At 71.8% G+C, this 19,921-nt stretch carries 21 protein-coding genes and 3 tRNA genes; 9 read left to right on the top strand and 15 right to left on the bottom strand.

Annotated elements, in window-relative coordinates; all coding sequences use genetic code 11:
• Window positions 1–70: 70 nt before the first annotated feature.
• From thiD to ACGFK0_RS08100, 3 genes are all read right to left on the bottom strand, one after another.
• Complete coding sequence (gene thiD, locus ACGFK0_RS08110; protein ID WP_392901722.1) at window positions 71–883, bottom strand: bifunctional hydroxymethylpyrimidine kinase/phosphomethylpyrimidine kinase; 813 nt, start codon at window positions 881–883, stop codon at window positions 71–73.
• A 55-nt stretch (window positions 884–938) separates the two neighbouring features.
• Window positions 939–1,811 (bottom strand): cellulose binding domain-containing protein, encoded by an 873-nt coding sequence (locus ACGFK0_RS08105; protein WP_392901720.1) that lies wholly within the window; start codon window positions 1,809–1,811, stop codon window positions 939–941.
• A 101-nt stretch (window positions 1,812–1,912) separates the two neighbouring features.
• Window positions 1,913–2,833 carry a thiamine-phosphate kinase gene (locus ACGFK0_RS08100; RefSeq protein ID WP_392901718.1) on the bottom strand — a complete coding sequence of 307 codons (921 nt, stop codon included), beginning with the start codon at window positions 2,831–2,833 and terminating at the stop codon, window positions 1,913–1,915.
• Between the two features lie 132 nt (window positions 2,834–2,965).
• Here ACGFK0_RS08100 and ACGFK0_RS08095 point away from each other — a divergent pair, with 132 nt between their 5' ends.
• Together ACGFK0_RS08095 and ACGFK0_RS08090 are read left to right on the top strand one after the other, a co-directional pair.
• Entirely contained in the window at window positions 2,966–3,199 is a 234-nt protein-coding gene (locus tag ACGFK0_RS08095; RefSeq protein WP_358451064.1) for an Lrp/AsnC ligand binding domain-containing protein, read from the top strand.
• Window positions 3,108–3,833 carry a DUF3515 domain-containing protein gene (locus ACGFK0_RS08090; protein ID WP_392901715.1) on the top strand — a complete coding sequence of 242 codons (726 nt, stop codon included), beginning with the start codon at window positions 3,108–3,110 and terminating at the stop codon, window positions 3,831–3,833. The genes ACGFK0_RS08095 and ACGFK0_RS08090 overlap by 92 nt, the downstream gene beginning before the upstream one ends.
• Before the next feature lie 7 nt (window positions 3,834–3,840).
• Here ACGFK0_RS08090 and ACGFK0_RS08085 read toward each other — a convergent pair whose 3' ends face one another.
• The 11 genes from ACGFK0_RS08085 to ACGFK0_RS08035 all read right to left on the bottom strand — a co-directional run bounded on the left by ACGFK0_RS08085 (window position 3,841) and on the right by ACGFK0_RS08035 (window position 11,171).
• Complete coding sequence (locus tag ACGFK0_RS08085) at window positions 3,841–4,392, bottom strand: nuclear transport factor 2 family protein (RefSeq protein ID WP_392901713.1); 552 nt, start codon at window positions 4,390–4,392, stop codon at window positions 3,841–3,843.
• Window positions 4,392–4,586 carry a ferredoxin gene (locus tag ACGFK0_RS08080; protein WP_392901711.1) on the bottom strand — a complete coding sequence of 65 codons (195 nt, stop codon included), beginning with the start codon at window positions 4,584–4,586 and terminating at the stop codon, window positions 4,392–4,394. Before ACGFK0_RS08080 ends, ACGFK0_RS08085 begins: the two co-directional genes overlap by 1 nt.
• A complete protein-coding gene (locus tag ACGFK0_RS08075) occupies window positions 4,583–5,923 on the bottom strand; it encodes a cytochrome P450 (RefSeq protein WP_392901709.1) in 1,341 nt (446 codons plus the stop codon). The genes ACGFK0_RS08080 and ACGFK0_RS08075 overlap by 4 nt, the downstream gene beginning before the upstream one ends.
• Window positions 5,920–6,699, bottom strand: coding sequence for an SDR family oxidoreductase (locus ACGFK0_RS08070; RefSeq protein ID WP_392901707.1), 780 nt, complete (start codon window positions 6,697–6,699; stop codon window positions 5,920–5,922). The genes ACGFK0_RS08075 and ACGFK0_RS08070 overlap by 4 nt, the downstream gene beginning before the upstream one ends.
• A 2-nt stretch (window positions 6,700–6,701) precedes the next feature.
• Window positions 6,702–7,898, bottom strand: coding sequence for a cytochrome P450 (locus tag ACGFK0_RS08065; RefSeq protein ID WP_392901705.1), 1,197 nt, complete (start codon window positions 7,896–7,898; stop codon window positions 6,702–6,704).
• Between the two features lie 10 nt (window positions 7,899–7,908).
• Window positions 7,909–8,496 (bottom strand): TetR/AcrR family transcriptional regulator, encoded by a 588-nt coding sequence (locus tag ACGFK0_RS08060; RefSeq protein ID WP_392901703.1) that lies wholly within the window; start codon window positions 8,494–8,496, stop codon window positions 7,909–7,911.
• Window positions 8,497–8,536: 40 nt separating this feature from the next.
• Window positions 8,537–8,620: transfer RNA gene (locus tag ACGFK0_RS08055), tRNA-Tyr, on the bottom strand.
• Between the two features lie 35 nt (window positions 8,621–8,655).
• A tRNA-Leu gene (locus ACGFK0_RS08050) sits at window positions 8,656–8,728 on the bottom strand.
• A gap of 5 nt (window positions 8,729–8,733) precedes the next feature.
• Window positions 8,734–8,807: transfer RNA gene (locus ACGFK0_RS08045), tRNA-Leu, on the bottom strand.
• Window positions 8,808–9,041: 234 nt separating this feature from the next.
• A complete protein-coding gene (locus tag ACGFK0_RS08040; protein WP_392901701.1) occupies window positions 9,042–10,439 on the bottom strand; it encodes a protein kinase in 1,398 nt (465 codons plus the stop codon).
• A gap of 156 nt (window positions 10,440–10,595) precedes the next feature.
• A complete protein-coding gene (locus ACGFK0_RS08035; protein WP_392901699.1) occupies window positions 10,596–11,171 on the bottom strand; it encodes a TetR/AcrR family transcriptional regulator in 576 nt (191 codons plus the stop codon).
• Window positions 11,172–11,244: 73 nt separating this feature from the next.
• Between ACGFK0_RS08035 and ACGFK0_RS08030 the strand changes: the two genes are divergently transcribed.
• Window positions 11,245–11,955: an enoyl-CoA hydratase-related protein gene (locus tag ACGFK0_RS08030; RefSeq protein WP_392901697.1), complete on the top strand. Its 711-nt coding sequence runs from the start codon at window positions 11,245–11,247 to the stop codon at window positions 11,953–11,955.
• On the opposite strand, the gene ACGFK0_RS08025 is transcribed toward ACGFK0_RS08030, so the two are convergent.
• Complete coding sequence (locus tag ACGFK0_RS08025) at window positions 11,940–14,342, bottom strand: ATP-binding cassette domain-containing protein (RefSeq protein WP_392902839.1); 2,403 nt, start codon at window positions 14,340–14,342, stop codon at window positions 11,940–11,942. The two genes, ACGFK0_RS08030 and ACGFK0_RS08025, sit on opposite strands and share 16 nt — an antisense overlap.
• 258 nt (window positions 14,343–14,600) lie before the next feature.
• On the opposite strand from ACGFK0_RS08025, the gene ACGFK0_RS08020 reads away from it, so the two are divergent.
• The 6 genes from ACGFK0_RS08020 (at window position 14,601) to ACGFK0_RS07995 (ending at window position 19,890) form a co-directional block, all read left to right on the top strand.
• Window positions 14,601–15,767, top strand: a complete 1,167-nt coding sequence (locus ACGFK0_RS08020; protein ID WP_392901695.1) for an acyl-CoA dehydrogenase family protein — start codon at window positions 14,601–14,603, stop codon at window positions 15,765–15,767.
• Window position 15,768: 1 nt separating this feature from the next.
• Window positions 15,769–16,344 carry a TetR/AcrR family transcriptional regulator gene (locus ACGFK0_RS08015; RefSeq protein WP_392901693.1) on the top strand — a complete coding sequence of 192 codons (576 nt, stop codon included), beginning with the start codon at window positions 15,769–15,771 and terminating at the stop codon, window positions 16,342–16,344.
• 64 nt (window positions 16,345–16,408) lie between these two features.
• Window positions 16,409–17,875 (top strand): aldehyde dehydrogenase, encoded by a 1,467-nt coding sequence (locus ACGFK0_RS08010; RefSeq protein WP_392901691.1) that lies wholly within the window; start codon window positions 16,409–16,411, stop codon window positions 17,873–17,875.
• Complete coding sequence (locus ACGFK0_RS08005; RefSeq protein WP_392901689.1) at window positions 17,872–18,606, top strand: SDR family oxidoreductase; 735 nt, start codon at window positions 17,872–17,874, stop codon at window positions 18,604–18,606. The genes ACGFK0_RS08010 and ACGFK0_RS08005 overlap by 4 nt, the downstream gene beginning before the upstream one ends.
• Entirely contained in the window at window positions 18,603–19,466 is an 864-nt protein-coding gene (locus ACGFK0_RS08000) for an NAD(P)-dependent oxidoreductase (RefSeq protein ID WP_392901687.1), read from the top strand. Before ACGFK0_RS08005 ends, ACGFK0_RS08000 begins: the two co-directional genes overlap by 4 nt.
• Window positions 19,459–19,890: a carboxymuconolactone decarboxylase family protein gene (locus ACGFK0_RS07995; RefSeq protein WP_392901685.1), complete on the top strand. Its 432-nt coding sequence runs from the start codon at window positions 19,459–19,461 to the stop codon at window positions 19,888–19,890. The genes ACGFK0_RS08000 and ACGFK0_RS07995 overlap by 8 nt, the downstream gene beginning before the upstream one ends.
• Window positions 19,891–19,921 lie beyond the last annotated feature (31 nt).

Here is a 19,921-nt window from a genome sequence, read left to right as displayed (position 1 = left end):
GCGGTTCGACATAAATCCTCGGCTTCGGCCGGCTCATCGGTTCGGTCCGGTGAGCCGGCTTTCGTGTTTCTCAGACGCGATGGCGCCAGGCGTGGTCGACGGGGCCGATGCCGGTGCCGAGCGGGAAGCCCGCGGCGATCGCGCCCGTCACGTACTCCTTCGCCTTCCCGACCGCCGTGGGGACGTCGTCGCCCAGCGCCAGGTGGGACGCGATCGCGGACGCGAGCGTGCAGCCGGTGCCGTGGGTGTGCCGGTTGTCGTGCCGCGGCGCGGTGAAGCGGTGCTCGTGCTCTCCGTCGAACAGCAGGTCGGCGGGCTCGCCCGGCAGATGCCCGCCCTTGATCAGGACCCATCGCGGGCCGAGCGCCTTGACGGCCTCGGCGGCCTCGCGCAGACCCGCCTCGTCGACGACCTTGACGCCGGTGAGCTGCTCCACCTCGTACAGGTTGGGAGTGACGACGGTCGCGGCCGGCAGCAGCGCCGAGCGGACGGCGTGGACGGCGTCGGGTGCGAGGAGCGCGTCGCCGTGCTTGGAGACGCCCACGGGGTCGACGACGGCCGGCGCGTCAGTGGCGGCGAGGGCCTCGGCGACGGTCTCGACCAGGACCGTGGACGCGAGCATCCCCGTCTTGATCGCGTGGACGCCGATGTCGGACAGGACGGAGTCGAGCTGGGCCCGCACCGCCTCGGGCGGCAGTTCCCAGTAGCCCTGGACGCCGACGGAGTTCTGCGCGGTGACGGCGGCGATGACGCTCATCCCGTGGACGCCGAGGGCGAGCATCGTCTTCAGGTCCGCCTGGATGCCGGCGCCGCCTCCGGAGTCGGAGCCCGCGACGGTGAGCACGAGGGGCGGGGCCTGGGGCGCGGGCGGAGTGTGCGACATGCCGTCCACTTTATGGCGGTCTGAGGGACTGGGCGGCCGCGGCCGCCGGGACGGCTCAGACGATGGCGCAGGGCTTGCCGTTCAGGACGCACGAAGTCGGCGTGGCGGCGGTGCCCCGCGCGGCGAAGACGATCCGCACGGTCTCGCCGGGCGCGATCCCTGCGCGGCCGCGGACGAACGGGACCTCGCCCGTCCGGACGACGGTGGCGCCGCTGACGGCGGTGACCGAGGCGGTCGGGATCTTGAAGGCGAGCGCCCACTTGCCGACGGGCCGCGGGCCCTTGTTGGCGATCGTGGCGGTCGCCTTGAAACCGCCGGGGGCCTTGGACGCGACACGGAACGCGATGACGAGGCCGTCGGAGCGGCCGGCGCCGCGGCTGGCGCGTTCGCCCGGCCCGCGCTGGGAGACCTGGCTGTCACGCTGGTCGGTCTGGGTGTTCTGGGGTGCGCCGCCGGCGAAATTGAGGGAGATCTGCTGGGTGCTCAGCGCGTAGGAGACGATCCCGACGGCGATGACGAGCGCGAGGATCGGCATGAGGGGGACGGGGAGCACCGAGAGGGACTTGAGCCATCGCCGCCCGCCTGACGCGGCCGGGCGGGGCCGGAGGTCCGGCAGGTCGGGGAGCCGCGCGGGGGGCCGTTCGGCGGCCGCGGGATAGGGACCGGGAGCACCTGGAAAGTCACCGGGATAGTCGCCCGGGAGCGGTTCGAACAGGCGGCGGGGCGGGGGTCCGTTCTCGCGTTCCGCGTCCGGCGGCGGGCCGGTCGAGATGCGGTCGTGCGGCGACACGTAGACCTGGTCGTCGGTCGGTCCGGAGAAGGCGTCGTAGGGCCGGCCGGGTGGAGCGCCGTAGAACGGCCCCCGGGACGCACCGGTACCCGGTACGGGGTCGTCGTCCGGTTGCTCAACCCTGCTGTGTCGTCCCATCCCATCCCTCTTCGATCACAGGATGTATACCAAACCAATACCAAACATGCCTACAGGATCCGTCAACGCATGGTTCCGTACGCGTTCCGTGAACCCCGCGTTCACGGCCGGAAATGGTCCCATCCACCGTCCTGTGGCTCGCTGCCGTCCACGCGCACCCCCGCCCCTTCGGTGACGATTCCGATCCTTCTCCAGGATGAGGGCAGAACGGCATTCGCGGGGAAGGTTCCGGCGAATGCGTGGTCTTCGCCACCCGTGAGGGCATGGCGCAGCCCGTCCGGCCCGAGGATCTCCGGGACGGGTACGGCCGCGGAGTCGACGTCGATCCGGACGCCGCTCGCGGCGGCGATGTGCCCGAGGTCCTGGACGAGCCCGTCGCTCACGTCCAGCAGGGCGGTGGCGCCGTGGGACCTCGCCTCCCGTCCCGCCTCGTACGGGGGCCTCGGACGGCGGTGGGCCGCGATCAGCTCGGCGGGCCCGTCGCGTCCGGCGCCGAGGAGCGCCAGCCCGGCGGCGGCGTGGCCGAGCCGCCCCCGGACGGCCACGATGTCGCCCGGACGCGCCCCGGACCGGGTGAGCGGCGCGCCGCCGCCCAGGTCGCCGAGCGCGGTGACGGCGAGCGTGATCTCCGGGGCGCCGACGACGTCGCCGCCGGCGACGGCGGCGCCGGCCTCGCGGCATTCGTCGGCGAGCCCGTCGTAGAGCCGCTCGGCCCAGCCGGCGGCGGTGGCGGGCGGGGCGGCGAACCCGACCAGCAGCGCGGTGGGGCGGGCGCCCATGGCGACGACGTCGGCGAGGTTCTGCGCGGCGGCCTTGCGTCCGATGTCGTACGGGCCGGACCAGTCGCGGCGGAAATGACGGCCTTCGACGAGAAGGTCGGTGGTGGCCACGACGCGCCCGTCCGGCGCGGCGACCACCGCCGCGTCGTCGCCGGGGCCGAGCAGCACGGCCGGGCCCTGCGGCAGCCGCCGCGTCAGCCGGGCGATCAGCCCGAACTCCCCCGCTTCACCGATGGTGCCCATGCGCGCCGTTCCCGTGTCCTCTGCATCCGGACGGCGTGATCGCGGCACGCCCTCCCCCCGGCCGCCCGCCGCGGCGCGTAACACGATACGGTGAACCCTCCGACGGCTCATTCTCCGCCCGGGGAGGACGTGATGGTGCAGGCCTACATCCTCATCCAGACCGAAGTCGGCAAAGCGGCCGACGTGGCAGGTCATATCTCCGGTATTTCGGGCGTCACTCTGGCCGAGGACGTCACGGGGCCGTACGACGTGATCGTCCGAGCGGAGGCGCGCAATGTCGACGAGCTGGGCAAGCTCGTCGTCGCGCAGATCCAGGCGGTGGACGGAATCACCCGCACCCTCACGTGCCCGATTGTTCACATCTAAACGGCGGTTGCCGGGGGGCCTGGGGGGTCGTCCCCCCAGAAGTGGACGGCGGTTGCCGGGGGGCCTGGGGGGTCGTCCCCCCAGAAGTGGACGGCGGTTGCCGGGGGGCCTGGCGGGGCGTCCCCCCAGAAGTGGACGGCGGTTGCCGGGGGGCCTGGCGGGGCGTCCCCCCAGAAGTGGACGGCTTCTCCGCACCGCTCTGCTCGCGGGGGTGGCGCTGGTGGCCGCCGCCTGCGGCGACGGGGCCGTGCAGGTCCCGGCGCCGCAGCCGGACGCGGCCACGCAGCGCCTGTGCGAGGGGCTGCGGCTTCCCGAGAAGGTGCACGGGCAGCAGCGCCGCGACACCTCGCCGAAGTCCTCGCTGACCGCCGCCTGGGGTTCACCCGCGATCGCACTGCGCTGCGGCGTGCCGCGGCCCGCCGCGCTGCAGCCGGCGTCGGCGCTGGTGACGATCAACGGGATCGACTGGTTCGGATACCCCGTCGACCGGCCGGTGACCTTCACCGCGGTCGCACGGCAGGCCTACGTCGAGGTCACCGTCCCGCCGAAGTACAACCCCGCCGGGGACGTGCTCATCGAACTCGGCCCGTCGATCAAGGCGACGATCCCGGAGAAGCCCGAGGGGCAGATCTGAGCGTCGGTCACCAGATCGGGACGGGGCTCTCCCCCCGCGCGTAGTAGCCGGGGATCGGCTCGCCGGCCGCGGCCCGGTCGAGGCGCCGCTTCATCCCGTCCGACAGCACGTCCGCCTTCATCATCTCGACGAACACCGACGTGACGTTGCCGAGGTCGAACCAGTCGCGCTGCCACGACCACTGCCGGTTCCCGGCATACCGGAACCAGGACCCGCCGATGCCGAGCACCTCGTACGGCGACCCGTCCGGGCGCCTGGCGTCGGCGACCTGCTTCCAGAAGCCGACGACCTCGCCCTTGACCTCGTCGACCAGGATGCTCTGGTACGGGTACGTCCAGCCGTCCAGGCCGCCCATCTCCGAGCCCAGTGCCAGATTGCGGATCTCGTCGCGGCCGACGGCCATGAAGTCCTGCCTCGGGCCGATGTTCCAGCCGTAGGTGGCGTCCTCGGTGTAGAGGTCGGCGAGGGGGCGCCAGTCGCCGGCCTCCTCGCAGCGCAGGTTGGCCTCCAGCCAGTACTCCACCATCGCGTCGAGTTCTTCACGGGGGAACGAGGGCATCACGTCTCCAGCAGTCTGAGGGCCTGAGTGGGGCAGTAGCGGACGGCGGCCTTCACTTCGGCGCGCATGTCCTCGGGCGGTTCGGCGTCCAGGATCCGGACCTTGCCTTTGGGCGGGACCTCGAAGACGTCCGGGGCCTCCATCTCGCACATGGCGTGCCCCTGGCACAGGTCCAGGTCGGCTTCGACCCTCACCGGCGCCTCCTGCGGTAGCGGACGGCGCACGGCTGGGCGAGCTGGACGACCATCTTCGAGTGGTCGTTGCGGTAGGTCTCGGGCGGCTGGGCGGGTTCGAACTCCCAGTCCCGCAGCAGCACCGAGAAGATCGCCTTGAGCTGCATCATCGCGAAGTTCGCCCCGACGCAGCGGTGCCGGCCCGCGCCGAACGGGACCCACGTCCACCGGTTGAGGAGGTCCTCCTCGCGGGGCGCGACGTAGCGTTCGGGCTGGAACGCGCCGGGGTCGGGGAAGTCGGTCTCGATCCGGTTGGAGACGGCGAGGCTGCAGCCGACCATCGTGCCCGCCGGGATGCTGTGGCCGCACACCTCCTGGTCGGACTGCGCGACGCGCAGCAGCAGGATCAGCGGCGGGTGCAGCCGCAGCGCCTCCTTGATCGTCGACTCCAGGTACGGGATGGCGCGCAGCGCCTGGAACGACACCTCGCGGCCGTCCTCGTACAGCTCGTCCAGCTCGCGGACGACGCCGTCCAGCACGCCCGGGTTGCGCAGCATCTCGATCAGCGTCCACGCGGCGGTGCCGGACGTGGTGTGGTGCCCGGCGAACATCATGGAGATGAACATGCCGGTGACCTGGTCGGCGTCGAACTTGAGCGTGCCGTCCTCGTCCTTGATGGACATGAGGACGTCGAGCAGGTCGCGGTCCTCCTTGGGCGGCTTCGGCGGCCGTCCGTCCATGATCCCCTGGACGAGTGCGACGAGCGCCGCCCGCGCGGTGTCGCGACGCCGGAAGCTCTCGATGTCGGCGTAGGGGTCGACGTAGGCGAGCGCGTCGGTGCCGCGTTCGAGGTCGTGGTAGAGGTCGGCGAACCGCCGGTCGAGCTGCTCGCGGAACTTGCGCCCGATCAGGCACGCGGACGAGGTGTAGATCGTCAGCTCGGCGAAGAAGTCGAGCAGGTCGATCTCGCCCTCGTCGCCCCAGCCGGCGACCATCCGGTCGACCTCGGCGGAGATCGTGGCGGCGTGTCCCTTCATGAACGAGCCCTTGAGCGCCTGGTTGTGCAGGGCCTCGCGGCGCTGTTCGGGGGTGGCGTCGAACACCACGCCCTCCCCGAAGATCGGGGTCATGAACGGGTACGCCTCGGCCTGGTCCAGTTCCTCGTCGGGGGCGCGGAAGAAGAACTCGTTGGCCTCGGCGCCGGACAGCAGCACCACGCGCCGCCCCGCGAGCCGGAACTCGCCGACGTCGCCGCACTCGTCCCGGACGCGCTGCATCAGCCCGATCGGGTCGGAGCGGAGCTCCTCCAGGTGGTCGGGCCCACCCGACACCACGCGCGGCTCCACCAAAGCGGTCATGAATCCTCCAGGGGGGCTTCGGGTTGTACTTCGACGAGGCGGAGATGGGCGCCGCGCGGGGTCGCGACGACGGCGGCGACGACAGCGGCGACGTCGGACGGGCGCAGGAAGTACGGATGGCGGGCGTGGCCCCACTTCACCCAGTCCTCCAGCACGGCGCCGGTCGTGTCGGCGTCCCAGGTCATGCCCATGCCGGTCGCGGTGGGTCCGGGGCGGACGACGGACGCCCGCACACCCGTCCCCTCCAGCTCCATCTGCATGGTGCGGGCCATGCCCTCCACGCCGTTCTTCGCCGCGACGTAGGCGCCGGTCCAGGAGCGCGGAGCGGGCACGGTGTCCGAGGAGATGAACACGATGTCGCCGCGCCGCCGCGCCACCATCTGCGGGACGAAGTGCGACACGAGACGGTGCGCGCCGACGAGGTGGACCTGCACCTGCGCGAGGAACTCGGCGGTGTCGAGCTCGTGGAGGCGTCCGGCGGCCAGGTCGCCGGCGCCGGAGACGACGACCTCGACCGGGCCGAGCGCGTCGGCGGCCGCCGCCGCGAACGCCTTGACGGAGTCGGAGTCGCCGACGTCGAGGGGATGCGCGAGCGCCTCTCCCCCGCCGGCCCGGATGGTGGCGGCCAGCTCCTCGCACTTGTCGGCGCGCCGCGCGCCGAGCGCGACCGGATGCCCGGCCATCGCCAGCGCCGCCGCGGTGGCCGCGCCGATCCCGGAGGACGCGCCCGCCACCACGACCGGACGCCGCTCGGGATGTGGATCGAACCGGGGCATCTCTACCGCACCTCCACCCGCACCGGCAGGGCCGCGAAGCCGCGCACGTTCACCGAGTGCACCCGCTCGGCACCCGCATGGTCGACCTCGTAGGACGAGACGTGCCGCACCAGTTCGCCCAGCGCGATCCGCGCCTCCAGCCGGGCCAGGTTGGCGCCCAGGCAGAAGTGCCGGCCGCCGCCGAAGCTGACGAGCTGCGAGGTGTCGCGATCGAGGTCGTAGGCGTCGGCCTCCTCGAAGACCCTCGGGTCGCGGTTGGCCGACCCCACCAGCAGGAGCAGCCGGTCGCCCTCGGGGACCCGCCGCCCGTGCAGCTCGACGTCCCGGGTGACCGTCCTCGCGAGCATCTGGCTGGACGTGTCGTAGCGGAGCGTCTCCTCCACCCAGTCGTCCACCCGGGCCGGGTCGCCCAGGGGCTTGGCGGCCTGCCCGGGATTCAGCGCCCCCCAGTACAGCGCGTTGGCGAGCAGCTTGGTCGTGGTCTCGTTGCCGGCGACCACCATCAGGAACAGGAACGCGATGATCTCTCTGTCGTCCAGCCGGTCCCCGTCGATCTCGGCGTCCAGCAGCGCCGACGTCAGGTCGTCCGACGGGCTGCGCCTGCGCTCGGCGACCATGTCCTGGTAGTAGCCGACGAGCGTGAGCGCCGCCTCCATCCCGGCCTGCGGGACGTCGTTGAGGCCCTCCTCCCGGTGGACGACGAGGTCGGCGAGCCGCCGCACCTCGACCCGGTCGGCCTCGGGGACGCCCATCATCTCGGAGATGACGTCCATGGGCAGCAGCCCGGCGAAGTCGGACACGAAGTCGAACTCGCGCTTGTCCAGGGCGGGTTCCAGGTGGCGCCGGGCCAGCGCCCGGATGTCGTCCTCCATCTCCTTCACCCGCCTGGGCGTGAAGCCCTTGGACACCAGCGCCCGCATCCGGGTGTGGCGCGGCGGGTCGAGGGCCAGGAACGACATCGTCCGGTGCGCCTGCGGCCCCCATGCGCTCGGTTCCAGCGAGACGCCGTTGGCGTTGGAGTACGTCGCGTGGTCGCGGAACGCCGCGGAGACGTCGGCGTGCCGCGACAGCGCCCAGAAGCCGAGCTCGTCGTTGCGGTAGAGCGGCGCCTCGTCGCGGAGCCGCGTGTAGAAGGGGTACGGGTCCTCGTGGACGGCGTAGTCGAAGGGGCTGTAGAAGACCTGCGCGGCAGGGTCCACGGCCGTCACCTCACTCGGGGGGGTCGGGCAGGATGAGCTCCGCCATCTCGGCGAGCCGGTCGGCCATGCGGGCATAGGACGTGTAGCCCATGCCCGCGTACACGAGCGCGCCGGTGTAGGCCAGCTCCAGCGCGCCGAGGATCTTGGGGTCGTCGTGGTCGCGCAGCGCGGCCTGGAGGCGCTCGCGGATGGCGACGCCGATCCGCATCCGCAGTTCCCGGACGTCGGGGTCGGTGCCGAGCAGGGCGGTGGTGCACGCCGCGGCCAGTTCCGGCTCGTCCGAGACCAGCAGTGCGATCTCGCGCAGCACCTCCTCCACGCGCTCGTGCAGCGTGCCGTCGGCCTCCACCGGCGGCAGCGCGCTGAGCCTGCGCCAGAACACCTCGGTGATCAGGTGGTTCTTGGACGCGAAGTAGGTGTAGGCGGTCGCGGGCGCGACCCCGGCGCGCTTGGCCACGTTGCGGACGGTCAGCCCCTCGTAGCCGGTCTCGCCGACCTCCACCACGGCGGCGTCGGTCAGCCGCCGCACCGTGTCGGCCTGCCGCTCGGTGAGGCGGCGGCGGGTGGGCTCGGTCGTCAGCTGCTCATTACCGGACACGTGTCCAGACATTAGTTCAGCAACGAGCCGATCGCAACGGTGGGGCGGGTGGGATTCGAACCCACTCAGCGCGAGGCACCTGGGTTACAGCCAGGCCCGACTCTCCGGACGTCGGCGCCGCCCCCTGCGCGGGCACCGTTCGAGGACGGGCCCGCGTCGTACCTCCGGAGGGATTCGAACCCCCATCGCACAGCACCTCATGCTGCCGTCTCTGCCGTTGGACTACGGAGGCATGCGTGCGGCTCCCGGGATTCGAACCCGGAACGTCCACTTCCTGAGAGTGGCCTCTCTGCCTGTTGGAGTAGAGCCGCGAGGATCTTCGCGAGGTGGCGTCACTCGCGGCTGCTCCGGGGCCGGGAGGGGTCTACCGGGAGACGGGATACCGGCCGGGGCGGGCGTGTGACGCCGAGGGAAGTCGTGGTCGATACTGCTCCAGAGCCATGGCCGGTCCTCCTCCCAAGGTCTCGTGTCACCGTCTTGGACGGGCTGACGTCGTCTACGGTGCCATCATCCGGAGAGCCGGCACAACGTGTTTTCCGCGCCGGTCACTGCTCTTCCGGCAGTGCCGCGCCGAAGGCGATCAGGGCCCAGAACGCGACCATGATCCAGCCGAGCGCGATCCCGGTGACGGCGAGACCCATCCCGCGTTCGCCCGAGCGGCGGACCCGCGCCCAGGCCATATGCCCGGCGACGATCGCCGGGATGGACGGAAGGCCGCAGGTGATCAGACCGACCGCGCCCATCGAGATCGCGTAGATCGCGAGGCTGTTCATGGGCGGCTTGGCGTGCGGATACCCGTGCGGCGGCGCCGTGGGGGCGCTGTAGGCGTTGTCGTAGGAGTTGTAGCCCGTGGGCTGCCGGTACGCGGCGGGACGTGCGGCGATCGCGTCGGCGTACCGGTTCCAGGTCTCCGCTTCGGCGGTGCGGCCCTGCCCGTTGAGGAGCACCGCGAGGTTGCGCATGGCGGCCGGGTCTCCGGCCTGGGCCGCCTGCCGGTACTGCCGCTCGACCAGCGCCTCCGCCTCCCCCGCGGCGAGCGCCGGGGCCGGGGTGTGCTGCGCGGCGGGCGCCTGGGTCCGCTGCGGGGCGGGCGCCTGGGTCTGCTGCGCGGGTGGCCTGGACGGCGCCTGCGCGCGCTCCGGCCGCACGCCGCTGGAGATGAGCCCGTCCAGCAGGGCCTGGGCGGACGGACGCCGCTCCGGGTCCTTGGCGAGTGCCGCGCGGACGGCGCCGAGGAGCGAGCCGCCGAGTCCGCCGAGATCCGGCTCGCCGCTGACGATCTGGTGGATGATCGCCGGAATCGAGTCGCCGCCGAAGCACGGCCCGCCGCGCGCCGCGAACGCAACGGTCGCGCCCCAGGCGAACACGTCGGACGCCGCGGTCGCGCCCCGTCCGTACAGCTGCTCGGGCGCCATGAACGCGGGCGTCCCGACGATGCCGCCGGTCGCGGTGAGCCTCGTCCCGTCCAGGGAGCGGGCGATGCCGAAGTCGATGACGCGCGGCCCGAACGTCGACAGCAGCACGTTGGCGGGCTTCAGGTCGCGGTGGACGACGCCGGCGTCGTGGATGGCGGTCAGCGCGGTCGCGATGCCGACCGCGACGGCCTCCAGGTCGGCGCCCCGGAGCGGGCCGTCCTTGGCCACGGCGGCGTCGAGGCTCGGCCCGTTGACGAACTCGGTCACCAGGTAGGGCGGCTCGGCGGCGGGGTCGGCGTCCAGGACCGGCGCGGTGCAGAACGGCCGGACCCGCTGCGCCGCCGCCACCTCGGCCTGGAACCGCGCCCGGTACTGCCGGTCGGCGGCGTACTCGCGCCTGATCACCTTGATGGCGACCTTGCGTCCGGCGCCGTCCAGCCCCGCGTACACCGTGCCCATCCCGCCCTCGCCGAGGCGATCCACGATCCGGTACCGGCCGATGCGTTCCGGCAGGTCGGGCTGTGACACGGGATGTTCTCCTCAGGGCGGGGCCAGGCCCCACAAGCCTGGCACATCCGGACGCCGCCCGGCCCATGACCGCGCGATTGTGATCAGCCGGGCCCGCCGAGGGACAGCAGGACCGCGAGCGCGACCGGCGCGACCGTGATGCGCCGAAGCCGCATCTCAGGGCAGTTCGGCGCGAAGCGTCCCGGCCACCACGTCCGCGGTGACGTTGAGCGGACGGACGTCGTGCGCCGTCCGGCTGAGCACGAGCGCGCCCTCGAAGGCGCTGAGAACGTACGTCGCCAGCTCGGCGGCGCGCGCCTCCGGGATACCGGCCCCGGCCAGCCGCCGGGCGGCGGCCGCCTCCCAGGACGCGAACACCTCCGCGCAGGCGTGCCGCAGCGGCTCGCTCGTGCTGGCGACCTCCAGGGCCACCGTCGCGATCGGGCAGCCGTCGGCCCAGTCCGACTTGCGAAGCGCGTCCGCGCTCAGCCGAAAGAAGTCGCGCACCGAATCCACCAGATCCCCGTCGGCTCCCGCGAACACGAGGTCGAACAGCTTCAGGTACCGGTTGCCTGAATGCGTGACGGCCTCGGCGCCCAGCTGCTCCTTCCCGCCGGGGAAGAAGTGGTACAGCGATCCCCACGGCGCCCCTCCGGCCGCCGTGATCTGCTTCAGCCCGGTCCCCGCGTACCCCTGCTCGCGGAAGAGCTGCGCGCTGGCCTCAAGCAGCCGGGTTCGAGTATCCCGCGTCATGCCGTCACCCTAGCCCGTTGCATCACTAGATCGATCTATCTAATATGACGATCGATCTAGATGGGAGCCGTCCATGACCGTCAGAACCGAAGACCGGGACCAGGTCCGGATCATCACGCTCGACCGCCCGGACCGCCGCAACGCCGTCGACGGCCCGACCGCCGCCGCCCTCGCCGGCGCCTTCACCGAGTTCGAGCGGGACGACGGGGCACGCGTCGCGGTCGTCACCGGGGCCGCCGGCACGTTCTGCGCGGGCAACGACCTGAAGGCGATGGCCGCCGGCGACTTCCCCGCACCCACCGCGGGCGGCCCGCCGCCGATGGCGGTGACGCACACCCGCTCGTCCAAGCCGGTGATCGCGGCGATCGAGGGCTACTGCTTCGGCGGCGGCTTCGAACTGGCCCTCTGGTGCGACATCCGCGTCGCGTCCGAGACCGCCGAGTTCGGCCTGCTCAACTTCGAGCGCGGCCTCCCCTCGATGGACGGCGCCACGGTGCGCCTCCCCCGCCTCATCGGCCGGTCCCGCGCCCTCGACGTCCTCCTCACGGCCCGCCGGGTGCCGGCCGGGGAGGCGCTGGACTGGGGAATCGTCACGACGCTCACCGGACCCGGCGAAGCCCTGACCGCCGCCGTCGCCCTGGCCGAGCGCATCGCGGCCCTCCCGGCGGCACCGCTCCTCGCCGCCCGGACCTCACTCCTCGATCAGTCCTCCCTGGAGGAGGCCACGGCTCTGCGGAACGAGACGGCCCAGGCCCTGGCGGCGGTGAATCAGGTGGCGATGTAGTCCGCGAGGTGCCGGCCGGTGAGGGTGGAGCGGGCGGCGACCAGGTCGGCCGGGGGGCCCTGGAAGACGATCCGGCCGCCGTCGTGGCCGGCTCCGGGGCCCAGGTCGATGATCCAGTCGGCGTGCGCCATCACCGCCTGGTGATGCTCGATGACGATGACCGACTTGCCCGAGTCCACCAGCCGGTCCAGCAGCCCGAGCAGCTGCTCGACATCGGCCAGGTGCAGCCCGGTGGTCGGCTCGTCCAGCACGTACACCCCGCCCTTGTCGCCCATGTGCGTCGCCAGCTTGAGCCGCTGCCGCTCGCCGCCCGACAACGTCGTCAGCGGCTGCCCCAGGCTCAGATACCCCAGCCCCACATCGGCGAGCCGGTCCAGGATCTTGTGCGCGGCCGGCGTGCGCGCCTCCCCGGAGCCGAAGAACTCTTCGGCCTGGGCCACCGACATCGCCAGGACCTCACTGATGTCCCGGCCGCCGAAGCGGTACTCCAGCACCGCCGCCTGGAACCGCTTGCCCTCGCACTCCTCGCAGGTGGTGGCCACCCCGGCCATCATCGCCAGATCGGTGTAGATCACCCCCGCGCCGTTGCACGCCGGGCACGCACCCTCGGAATTGGCCGAGAACAGGCCCGGCTTGACCCCGTTGGCCTTGGCGAACGCCTTGCGGATCGGGTCCAGCAGCCCGGTGTAGGTGGCCGGGTTGCTGCGCCGCGACCCGCGGATCGCGCCCTGATCGATCGACACGACACCCGCCCCCGCGGGGATCGACCCGTGGATCAGGGAGCTCTTGCCCGACCCGGCCACGCCGGTGACGACGCACAGCACCCCCAGCGGGACGTCCACGTCGACGTCGCGCAGGTTGTTGGCGTCCGCACCCCGGATCTCCAGCGTCCCGGAAGACTTGCGGACGGTGTCCTTGAGTGCGGCGCGGTCGCCCAGGTGCCGGCCGGTGACGGTGCCGCCGTCCCGCAGCCCGTCCACGGTTCCCTCGAAGCACACGGTGCCGCCGGCGGTGCCGGCGCCGGGGCCCAGGTCCACGACGTGGTCGGCGATCTGGATCGTCTCCGGCTTGTGCTCCACCACCAGCACCGTGTTGCCCTTGTCCCGCAACCGCAGCAGCAGCTTGTTCATCCGCTGGATGTCGTGGGGGTGCAGGCCGATGGTGGGCTCGTCGAACACGTAGGTGACGTCGGTGAGCGACGACCCCAGGTGGCGGATCATCTTGACGCGCTGCGCCTCACCGCCCGACAGCGTGCCCGCCGGCCGCTCCAGAGACAGGTAGCCCAGCCCGATCTCCACGAACGACTCCAGCGTGCGCAGCAGCATCGTCAGCAGCGGCGCCACCGACGGCTCGTCCAGCCCCCGCACCCACTCGGCCAGATCGCTGATCTGCATCGCGCACGCGTCGGCGATGCTCACCCCGCCGATCTTCGAGGAGCGGGCCGCCTCGGTGAGCCGGGTGCCGCCGCACTCGGGGCAGCCGGTGAAGGTCACCGCCCGGTCCACGAACGCCCGGATATGCGGCTGCATCGCCTCCCGGTCCTTGGACAGGATCGACTTCTGGATCTTGGGGATCAGCCCCTCGTAGGTGAGGTTGACGCCCTCCACCTTGACCTTGACCGGCTCCTTGTACAGGAAGTCGTCGAGCTCCTTCTTGGTGAACTTGCTGATCGGCTTGTCCGGGTCGACGAAGCCGGACTCGGCATAGACCCGCACCGTCCAGAAGCTGTCCGACTTCCAGCCGGGGATGGTGAACGCGCCCTCGGAGATCGACTTGGTGTCGTCGTAGAGCTGGGTGAGGTCGATGTCGGTGACCTGGCCCCGGCCCTCGCAGCGCGGGCACATGCCACCGGTGATGCTGAACTCGCGCCGCTCCTTCGTCTTCTTGCCGCCGCGGTCGAACGTGACCGCACCCGCTCCGCTGATCGACGCGACGTTGAACGAGAACGCCTTGGGCGAGCCGATATGCGGCCGCCCCAGGCGGCTGAACAGGATCCGCAGCATCGCGTTGGCGTCGGTGGCGGTCCCGACCGTGGAGCGGGGATCGGCCCCCATCCGCTGCTGATCGACGATGATCGCCGTCGTCAGACCGTCCAGGACATCGACGTCGGGCCGCGCGAGCGTCGGCATGAACCCCTGCACGAACGTGCTGTAGGTCTCATTGATCATCCGCTGCGACTCCGCGGCGATCGTGCTGAACACCAGCGAACTCTTCCCCGAACCCGACACTCCGGTGAACACCGTCAGCCGGCGTTTCGGGATCTCGATGCTGACGTCCTTGAGGTTGTTCTCCCGCGCGCCGTGCACGCGGATCAGATCGTGGCTGTCGGCAGCGTGCGGCTCAGGCGGCCGGCCGCCCGTCCCGGTGTCCGTGCTCCCCGTGTCCATGCTCCCCGTGTCCGTGCTCATCGTGTCTCCATCTGTCGTGCAGGGCAATCAGGCTAGGTCAGGCTAGGGACGGCTCGGTGACCGGCGCTTCTCGATTTCTGACCGGTCCGGCCATTCTGGTCGGTCCGGCCACCTGGTCGGTCCCGCCATCTGGTCGGTCCGGCACATCTGAACGGTCCGGCCCATCTGATCAGTCCGGCCATCGTGATCGCCCAGGGCCTTCCGTCAGCACATACTTACGAGTATGGTCTCCGTACCATGGAGTATGGAGCTGACATCGTCCGCCGTGCGCGGGAGCTTGCACCGGTGCTGAACGAGCGGGCCCGCGCGGCGGAGGAGGCGCGGCGGCTGCCCGACGAGAGCATCGCCGACCTGGCCGGGACCGGCCTGTTCGAGATGCTGGTGCCGAAGCGATTCGGCGGCGGCGAACTCGGGTTCGAGGCGATGGTCGCGGCCTGCCGCGAGATCGGGGCGGGCGACGCCTCGACCGGCTGGCTGAGCGTCATCTACACGCTGCACAACTGGATGATCGCCCTGCTTCCGGAGGAGGCGCAGCGAGAGGTCTGGGCGGACCGCCCGTACGCGCTGGTGCCGTGCACGCTGGCGCCGAACGGGACCGCCGAGGCCGTCGACGGCGGCCACCGCGTCACCGGGCGCTGGTCGTGGGGCAGCGGGGTGATGCACGCCGACCACGTGATGGTCATGGCGCTGGTCACCGTGGACGAGTCGATCGAGCCGAGGCTGTTCCTGCTGCCGCGCGAGGACGCGGAGGTCCACGACGTGTGGCACACGAGCGGGATGCGCGGCACCGGCAGCAACGACATCGAGATCAAGGACCGGTTCGTCCCGGCGCACCGGTCGGCGCCGCTGGCCGACCTCGTGGAGGGCAGGGCGCCCGGGTCGCGGATCCACGACGGGGCGATCTACCGCATTCCGCTCGTCCCGGTGTTCGCGCTCACCGGGGCCGCGCCCGTGCTGGGCGTCGCCGAGGGCGTCCTCGCCCGGTACGCCGAGCGGATGCAGGGGCGCGTGATGGCGTACACCGGCGTGAAGCAGCGCGATCTGATGAGCGGCCAGATCCGGCTGGCCAAGGCCACCGCGGACCTCGCCGCCGCCCGGCTCCTGCTGGAGGACGCGGTGCGCCGGGTGATGGAGACCTACGAGTCGGGCGGCCGCTTCGGGATGGCCGAGCGCGCCCGGTCCCGGCTGGTGGCCGCGCATGTGGCCGGCGTCGCCCGGACGGTCGTGAACGAGCTGTGCGCGTTCGGCGGCGCCAGCGTCCAGTTCACCGACTCGCCGTTCCAGCGCGCGCAGCGGGACGTGAACACGATCTCGTCGCATGTGGTCTTCGACGCCGACGCGACGTACGCCCTGTACGGCAGGACCGTGCTGGGGATGGACCCCGATCCGATGACCCTGGTGTGACGTGGCGACCCGTGAGGACACCGGGAGCCGCGCGACGGTCACCCGGCGGGACTGGATCGAGGCCGCCTACCGGGATCTCGCGCGGTCCGGCGAGCGCGGCGTCGGGATCAACGCGCTCGCCGCGCGGCTGGGCGTCACCAAGGGCAGCTTCTACTGGCATTTCAAGGACCGGGCCGCGCTGATGCGCGCGCTGCTGGACCGCTGGGCGCATGAGCGCACCGACGAGATGCTGGCCCGCGCCCTCGGCAGCACCCCCGATCCGCTCGAACGGCTCCGGCGCATTCATGCGCTCGGCCGCGAGGTCGCGCCGATCGACCGGGCGATGCGGTTGTGGGCCCAGCACTCCCCCGAGGCGGACGAGGCGGTCCGGCTCGCCGACCGGGCCCTGCTCGGTCACATCACCGGATGCCTGGACGAGCTGGGCTTCGCCCCCGGCGACGCCCGCCTCCGTGCGCTGCTGATGCTCCGCGCGTGGGTCGGCGGCTATCTCGTCCCGTCCCCGGACGAGGATCCGCCCGGCGGCGAGCCGTCCGACCGGACTCTGGAGATCTTCCTGGCGAATCGCGCCGATTCCTGATCTCCGGCCGAATTCACCGGTTCGGTCTTGCGTCCGGCCCCGCCCTGAACGGTAGTCTGGACACGTGTCCAGAACAACCGATCGCTTGCTTCTGCTGGACGGGCGGCTGACCCCGAGCGCAGGAGGCGGCGCCTTCGAGACCATTGATCCCGCCACCGAGGAGGTGCTCGGCACCGCCGCCGACGGCACCCAGGCCGACATGGACCGCGCGATCGGGGCCGCCCGCCGCGCGTTCGACGAGACATCGTGGGCGGCGGACGCCGCGTTCCGCGTCCGCTGCCTGCGCCAGCTCCGCGAGGCGATGCAGCGGCGCTCCGACGAGCTGCGCGAACTGACGATCAAGGAGGTGGGCGCGCCGAGGTTCCTGACGTTCGGGGGCCAGCTCGACACGCCCGTGGACGATCTGGGCTGGTTCGCCGGGCTCGCCGAGTCCTACGAGTGGGAACGCGACCTCGGCCGGGCCGAGCCGATGGGGATGCCCAGCAACCGGCGGATCCGCCGGGAGGCCGCGGGCGTCGTCGGGGCGATCACCCCGTGGAACTTCCCGCACCAGATCAACCTGGCGAAGCTGGGCCCGGCGCTGGCGGCGGGGAACACGGTGGTGCTGAAGCCGGCTCCGGACACGCCGTGGTGCGCCGCGGTCCTCGGCGAGATCATCGCGGCGGAGACCGACATCCCCGCCGGCGTCGTCAACGTGGTCACCTCGTCCGACCACGGGCTGGGCGCCCAGCTCGTCCGGGACCCGCGCGTCGACCTGGTGACGTTCACCGGGTCGACGGAGACCGGGCGGAACGTCATGGCGAGCGCGGCCGGCACGCTCAAGCGCGTCTTCCTGGAGCTCGGCGGCAAGTCGGCGTTCATCGTTCTGGACGACGCCGACCTCAAGGCCGCCTGCTCGTACGCGGCGTTCTCCGGGATCGCCCACGCCGGGCAGGGCTGCGCGATCACGACCAGGATCCTCGTGCCCCGCAAGGACTACGACGAGGCCGTGCGGATCACGGCCCGGACGCTGGCGAAGCTCGGCGCCGGCGACCCCGGCGACGACCGGACGATCTGCGGTCCCGTGATCTCGGCGAAGCAGCGCGACCGCATCGAGGGGTACCTGGATCTGGCCGTGAAGGAGGGCGGATCGTTCGCCTGCGGCGGTGGCCGCCCGGCGGGCCGGGACAAGGGCTTCTGGATCGAGCCGACCCTCATCACCGGGCTCGCGAACGACTCCCGCACGGCACGTGAGGAGATCTTCGGCCCCGTGCTGGTGATCATGCCGCACGACGGCGACGACGACGCGGTCCGCATCGCCAACGACTCGCCGTACGGGCTGTCGGGCGCGGTGCACGGCGGCGACGCCGAGCGGGCGCGGGCGGTCGCGGCGCGGCTGCGCACCGGGACGGTCAGCGTGAACGGCGGCGTCTGGTACAGCGCGGACGTCCCGTTCGGCGGCTACAAGCAGTCCGGGATCGGCCGCGAGATGGGCGTGGCCGGGTTCGAGGAGTACCTGGAGACCAAGGCGATCGCGGAGGGCACGACATGAGGTTCGAGGGCAGGGTCGCGGTGGTCACCGGGGCCGCGCAGGGCATCGGGGAGGCTTACGCGCGGGCGCTGGCCTCCGAGGGCGCGTCCGTGGTCGTCGCCGACGTGGACGAGCGCGGGCAGGCCGTCGCCGACGACATCAAGGGCGTGTTCGTGCGGACGGACGTGTCCGACCCGGCATCGGCCGAGGCGATGGCGGCGACGGCCGTGGAGCGGTTCGGCGGCATCGACCATCTCGTCAACAACGCCGCCATCTTCGGGTCGATGAAGCTGGACTTCCTCTTCACCGTCGACTGGGACTACTACAAGAAGTTCATGTCCGTGAACATGGACGGCGCGTTGCTGTGCGCGCGCGCCTGCTATCCCCACATGCAGGCACGCGGCGGCGGCTCGATCGTCAATCAGTCGTCGACGGCCGCTTGGCAGTACTCCGGCTTCTACGGGCTCGCCAAGGTCGGGGTCAACGGGCTCACCCAGCAGCTCGCGCATGAGCTGGGCAGCATGAACATCAGGGTGAACGCCATCGCGCCCGGCCCGATCGACACCGAGGCCAACCGCACGGTCGTCCCGGGCAACATGTCCCAGAAGATCGTCAGGGACAAGATGGCGCTGAAGCGGATGGGCACGCCCGAGGACCTCGTCGGGATGTGCCTGTTCCTGCTGTCGGACGAGGCGGCCTGGGTCACCGGGCAGATCATCAACGTCGACGGCGGCGAGGTGTTCCGGGCATGAGCGAAGCGCTGAGCGCCGGGTTCGTCGGGCTCGGGCAGATGGGCGCGCCGATGGCGCGGCATCTCACCGGCCGGGGCCTGATCGTCTTCGACACCCGCGCGGAGGCCGTCGCCCCGCTGGTGAAGGCGGGTGCGCGGGCGGCGAAGAGCGTCGCCGAGGTGGCCGCGCACGCCGAGCTGGTATCGATCATGGTCCGGGACGACGCGCAGGTGATGGAGGTGGGCGAGGAGGTCATCGCCAGCGCCCGTCCCGGGACCGTCCTCGCGATCCACTCGACGATCCGCGCCGGGACGGCGGAGGACCTGGCCGAGAAGGCGCGCCGGTACGAGATCGATGTCGTGGACGCGCCGGTCAGCGGCGGCTTCATGGGGGCGAGCGCGGGCAGCCTCGCCGTCATGGTCGGCGGGACGGACGAGGCGTTCGAGCGCTGCAGGGAGCCGTTCGGCGCGTGGGCCGACCTCGTCCTGCACATGGGCCCGGTCGGCGCGGGCACGCGCACGAAGCTGGCCCGCAACCTGCTGCACTTCGTGTCGTTCACCGCGGCGGCGGAGGCGCAGCGGCTCGCGGAGGCGTCGGGGGTGTCGCTGCGGAAGCTGGGGCGGGTCGTCCGGCACACCGACGCGATCACCGGCGGCGCCGGCTCGATCATGCTGCGGCCGACGACCGCGCCGATGAAACCGGACGACGACCTCTACGACATCCTGTGCCACACCCGGGACCTCGGCGAGAAGGACCTGACCCTCGCCCTGGAACTGGCCGGCGAGCTGGACGTGGACACCCCGTTCGCCCGCCTCGCCCTCGAACGCTTCGGCACGGGCCTGGGCCTGACGGAAGACCCGGCGGGAGGAACCGATGACTGATGGAAACGAACCGGAGGACGCCGGGGGCCGGCCCCCCGCCACGAACGCGGACGGGCGGCGCGAGCGCGGCCTGGAAATGATGCGCCAGGTCTACGGGTGGGAGATCGGGGACGCGCCCGGTGACTTCTTCGGAATCACCGTCGACCATCTCTTCGGCGACATCTGGACGCGTCCCGGGCTGAGCATGCGCGACCGGCGGATGCTCCTCATCGGCGTCCTGGCCGGTCAGGGGCTCAACGACGTCCTCGACATCCAGATCCCGGCGGCACTGGCCAACGGCGAGCTGTCGCCGGACGAGCTGCGCGAGATCGGCATCTTCCTGACGCACTACGTCGGCTGGCCGCTCGGGTCCAGGCTGAGCGTCCAGATCGACGGCCTCATCGCCAAGCACGAGAAGCGCGCGCGCAGGGAGAAGTCGGACTAGGCCCGAGTACCGGGAACCCCGGGTCCGGTGC

Origin of the sequence: Spirillospora sp. NPDC048823, assembly GCF_043198445.1 — a bacterium.
Classification (GTDB): Bacteria; Actinomycetota; Actinomycetes; order Streptosporangiales; family Streptosporangiaceae; genus Spirillospora.
The sequence above is the reverse complement of the archived record's forward strand: the minus strand, read 5'-3'. Positions and strand labels throughout refer to the sequence as shown.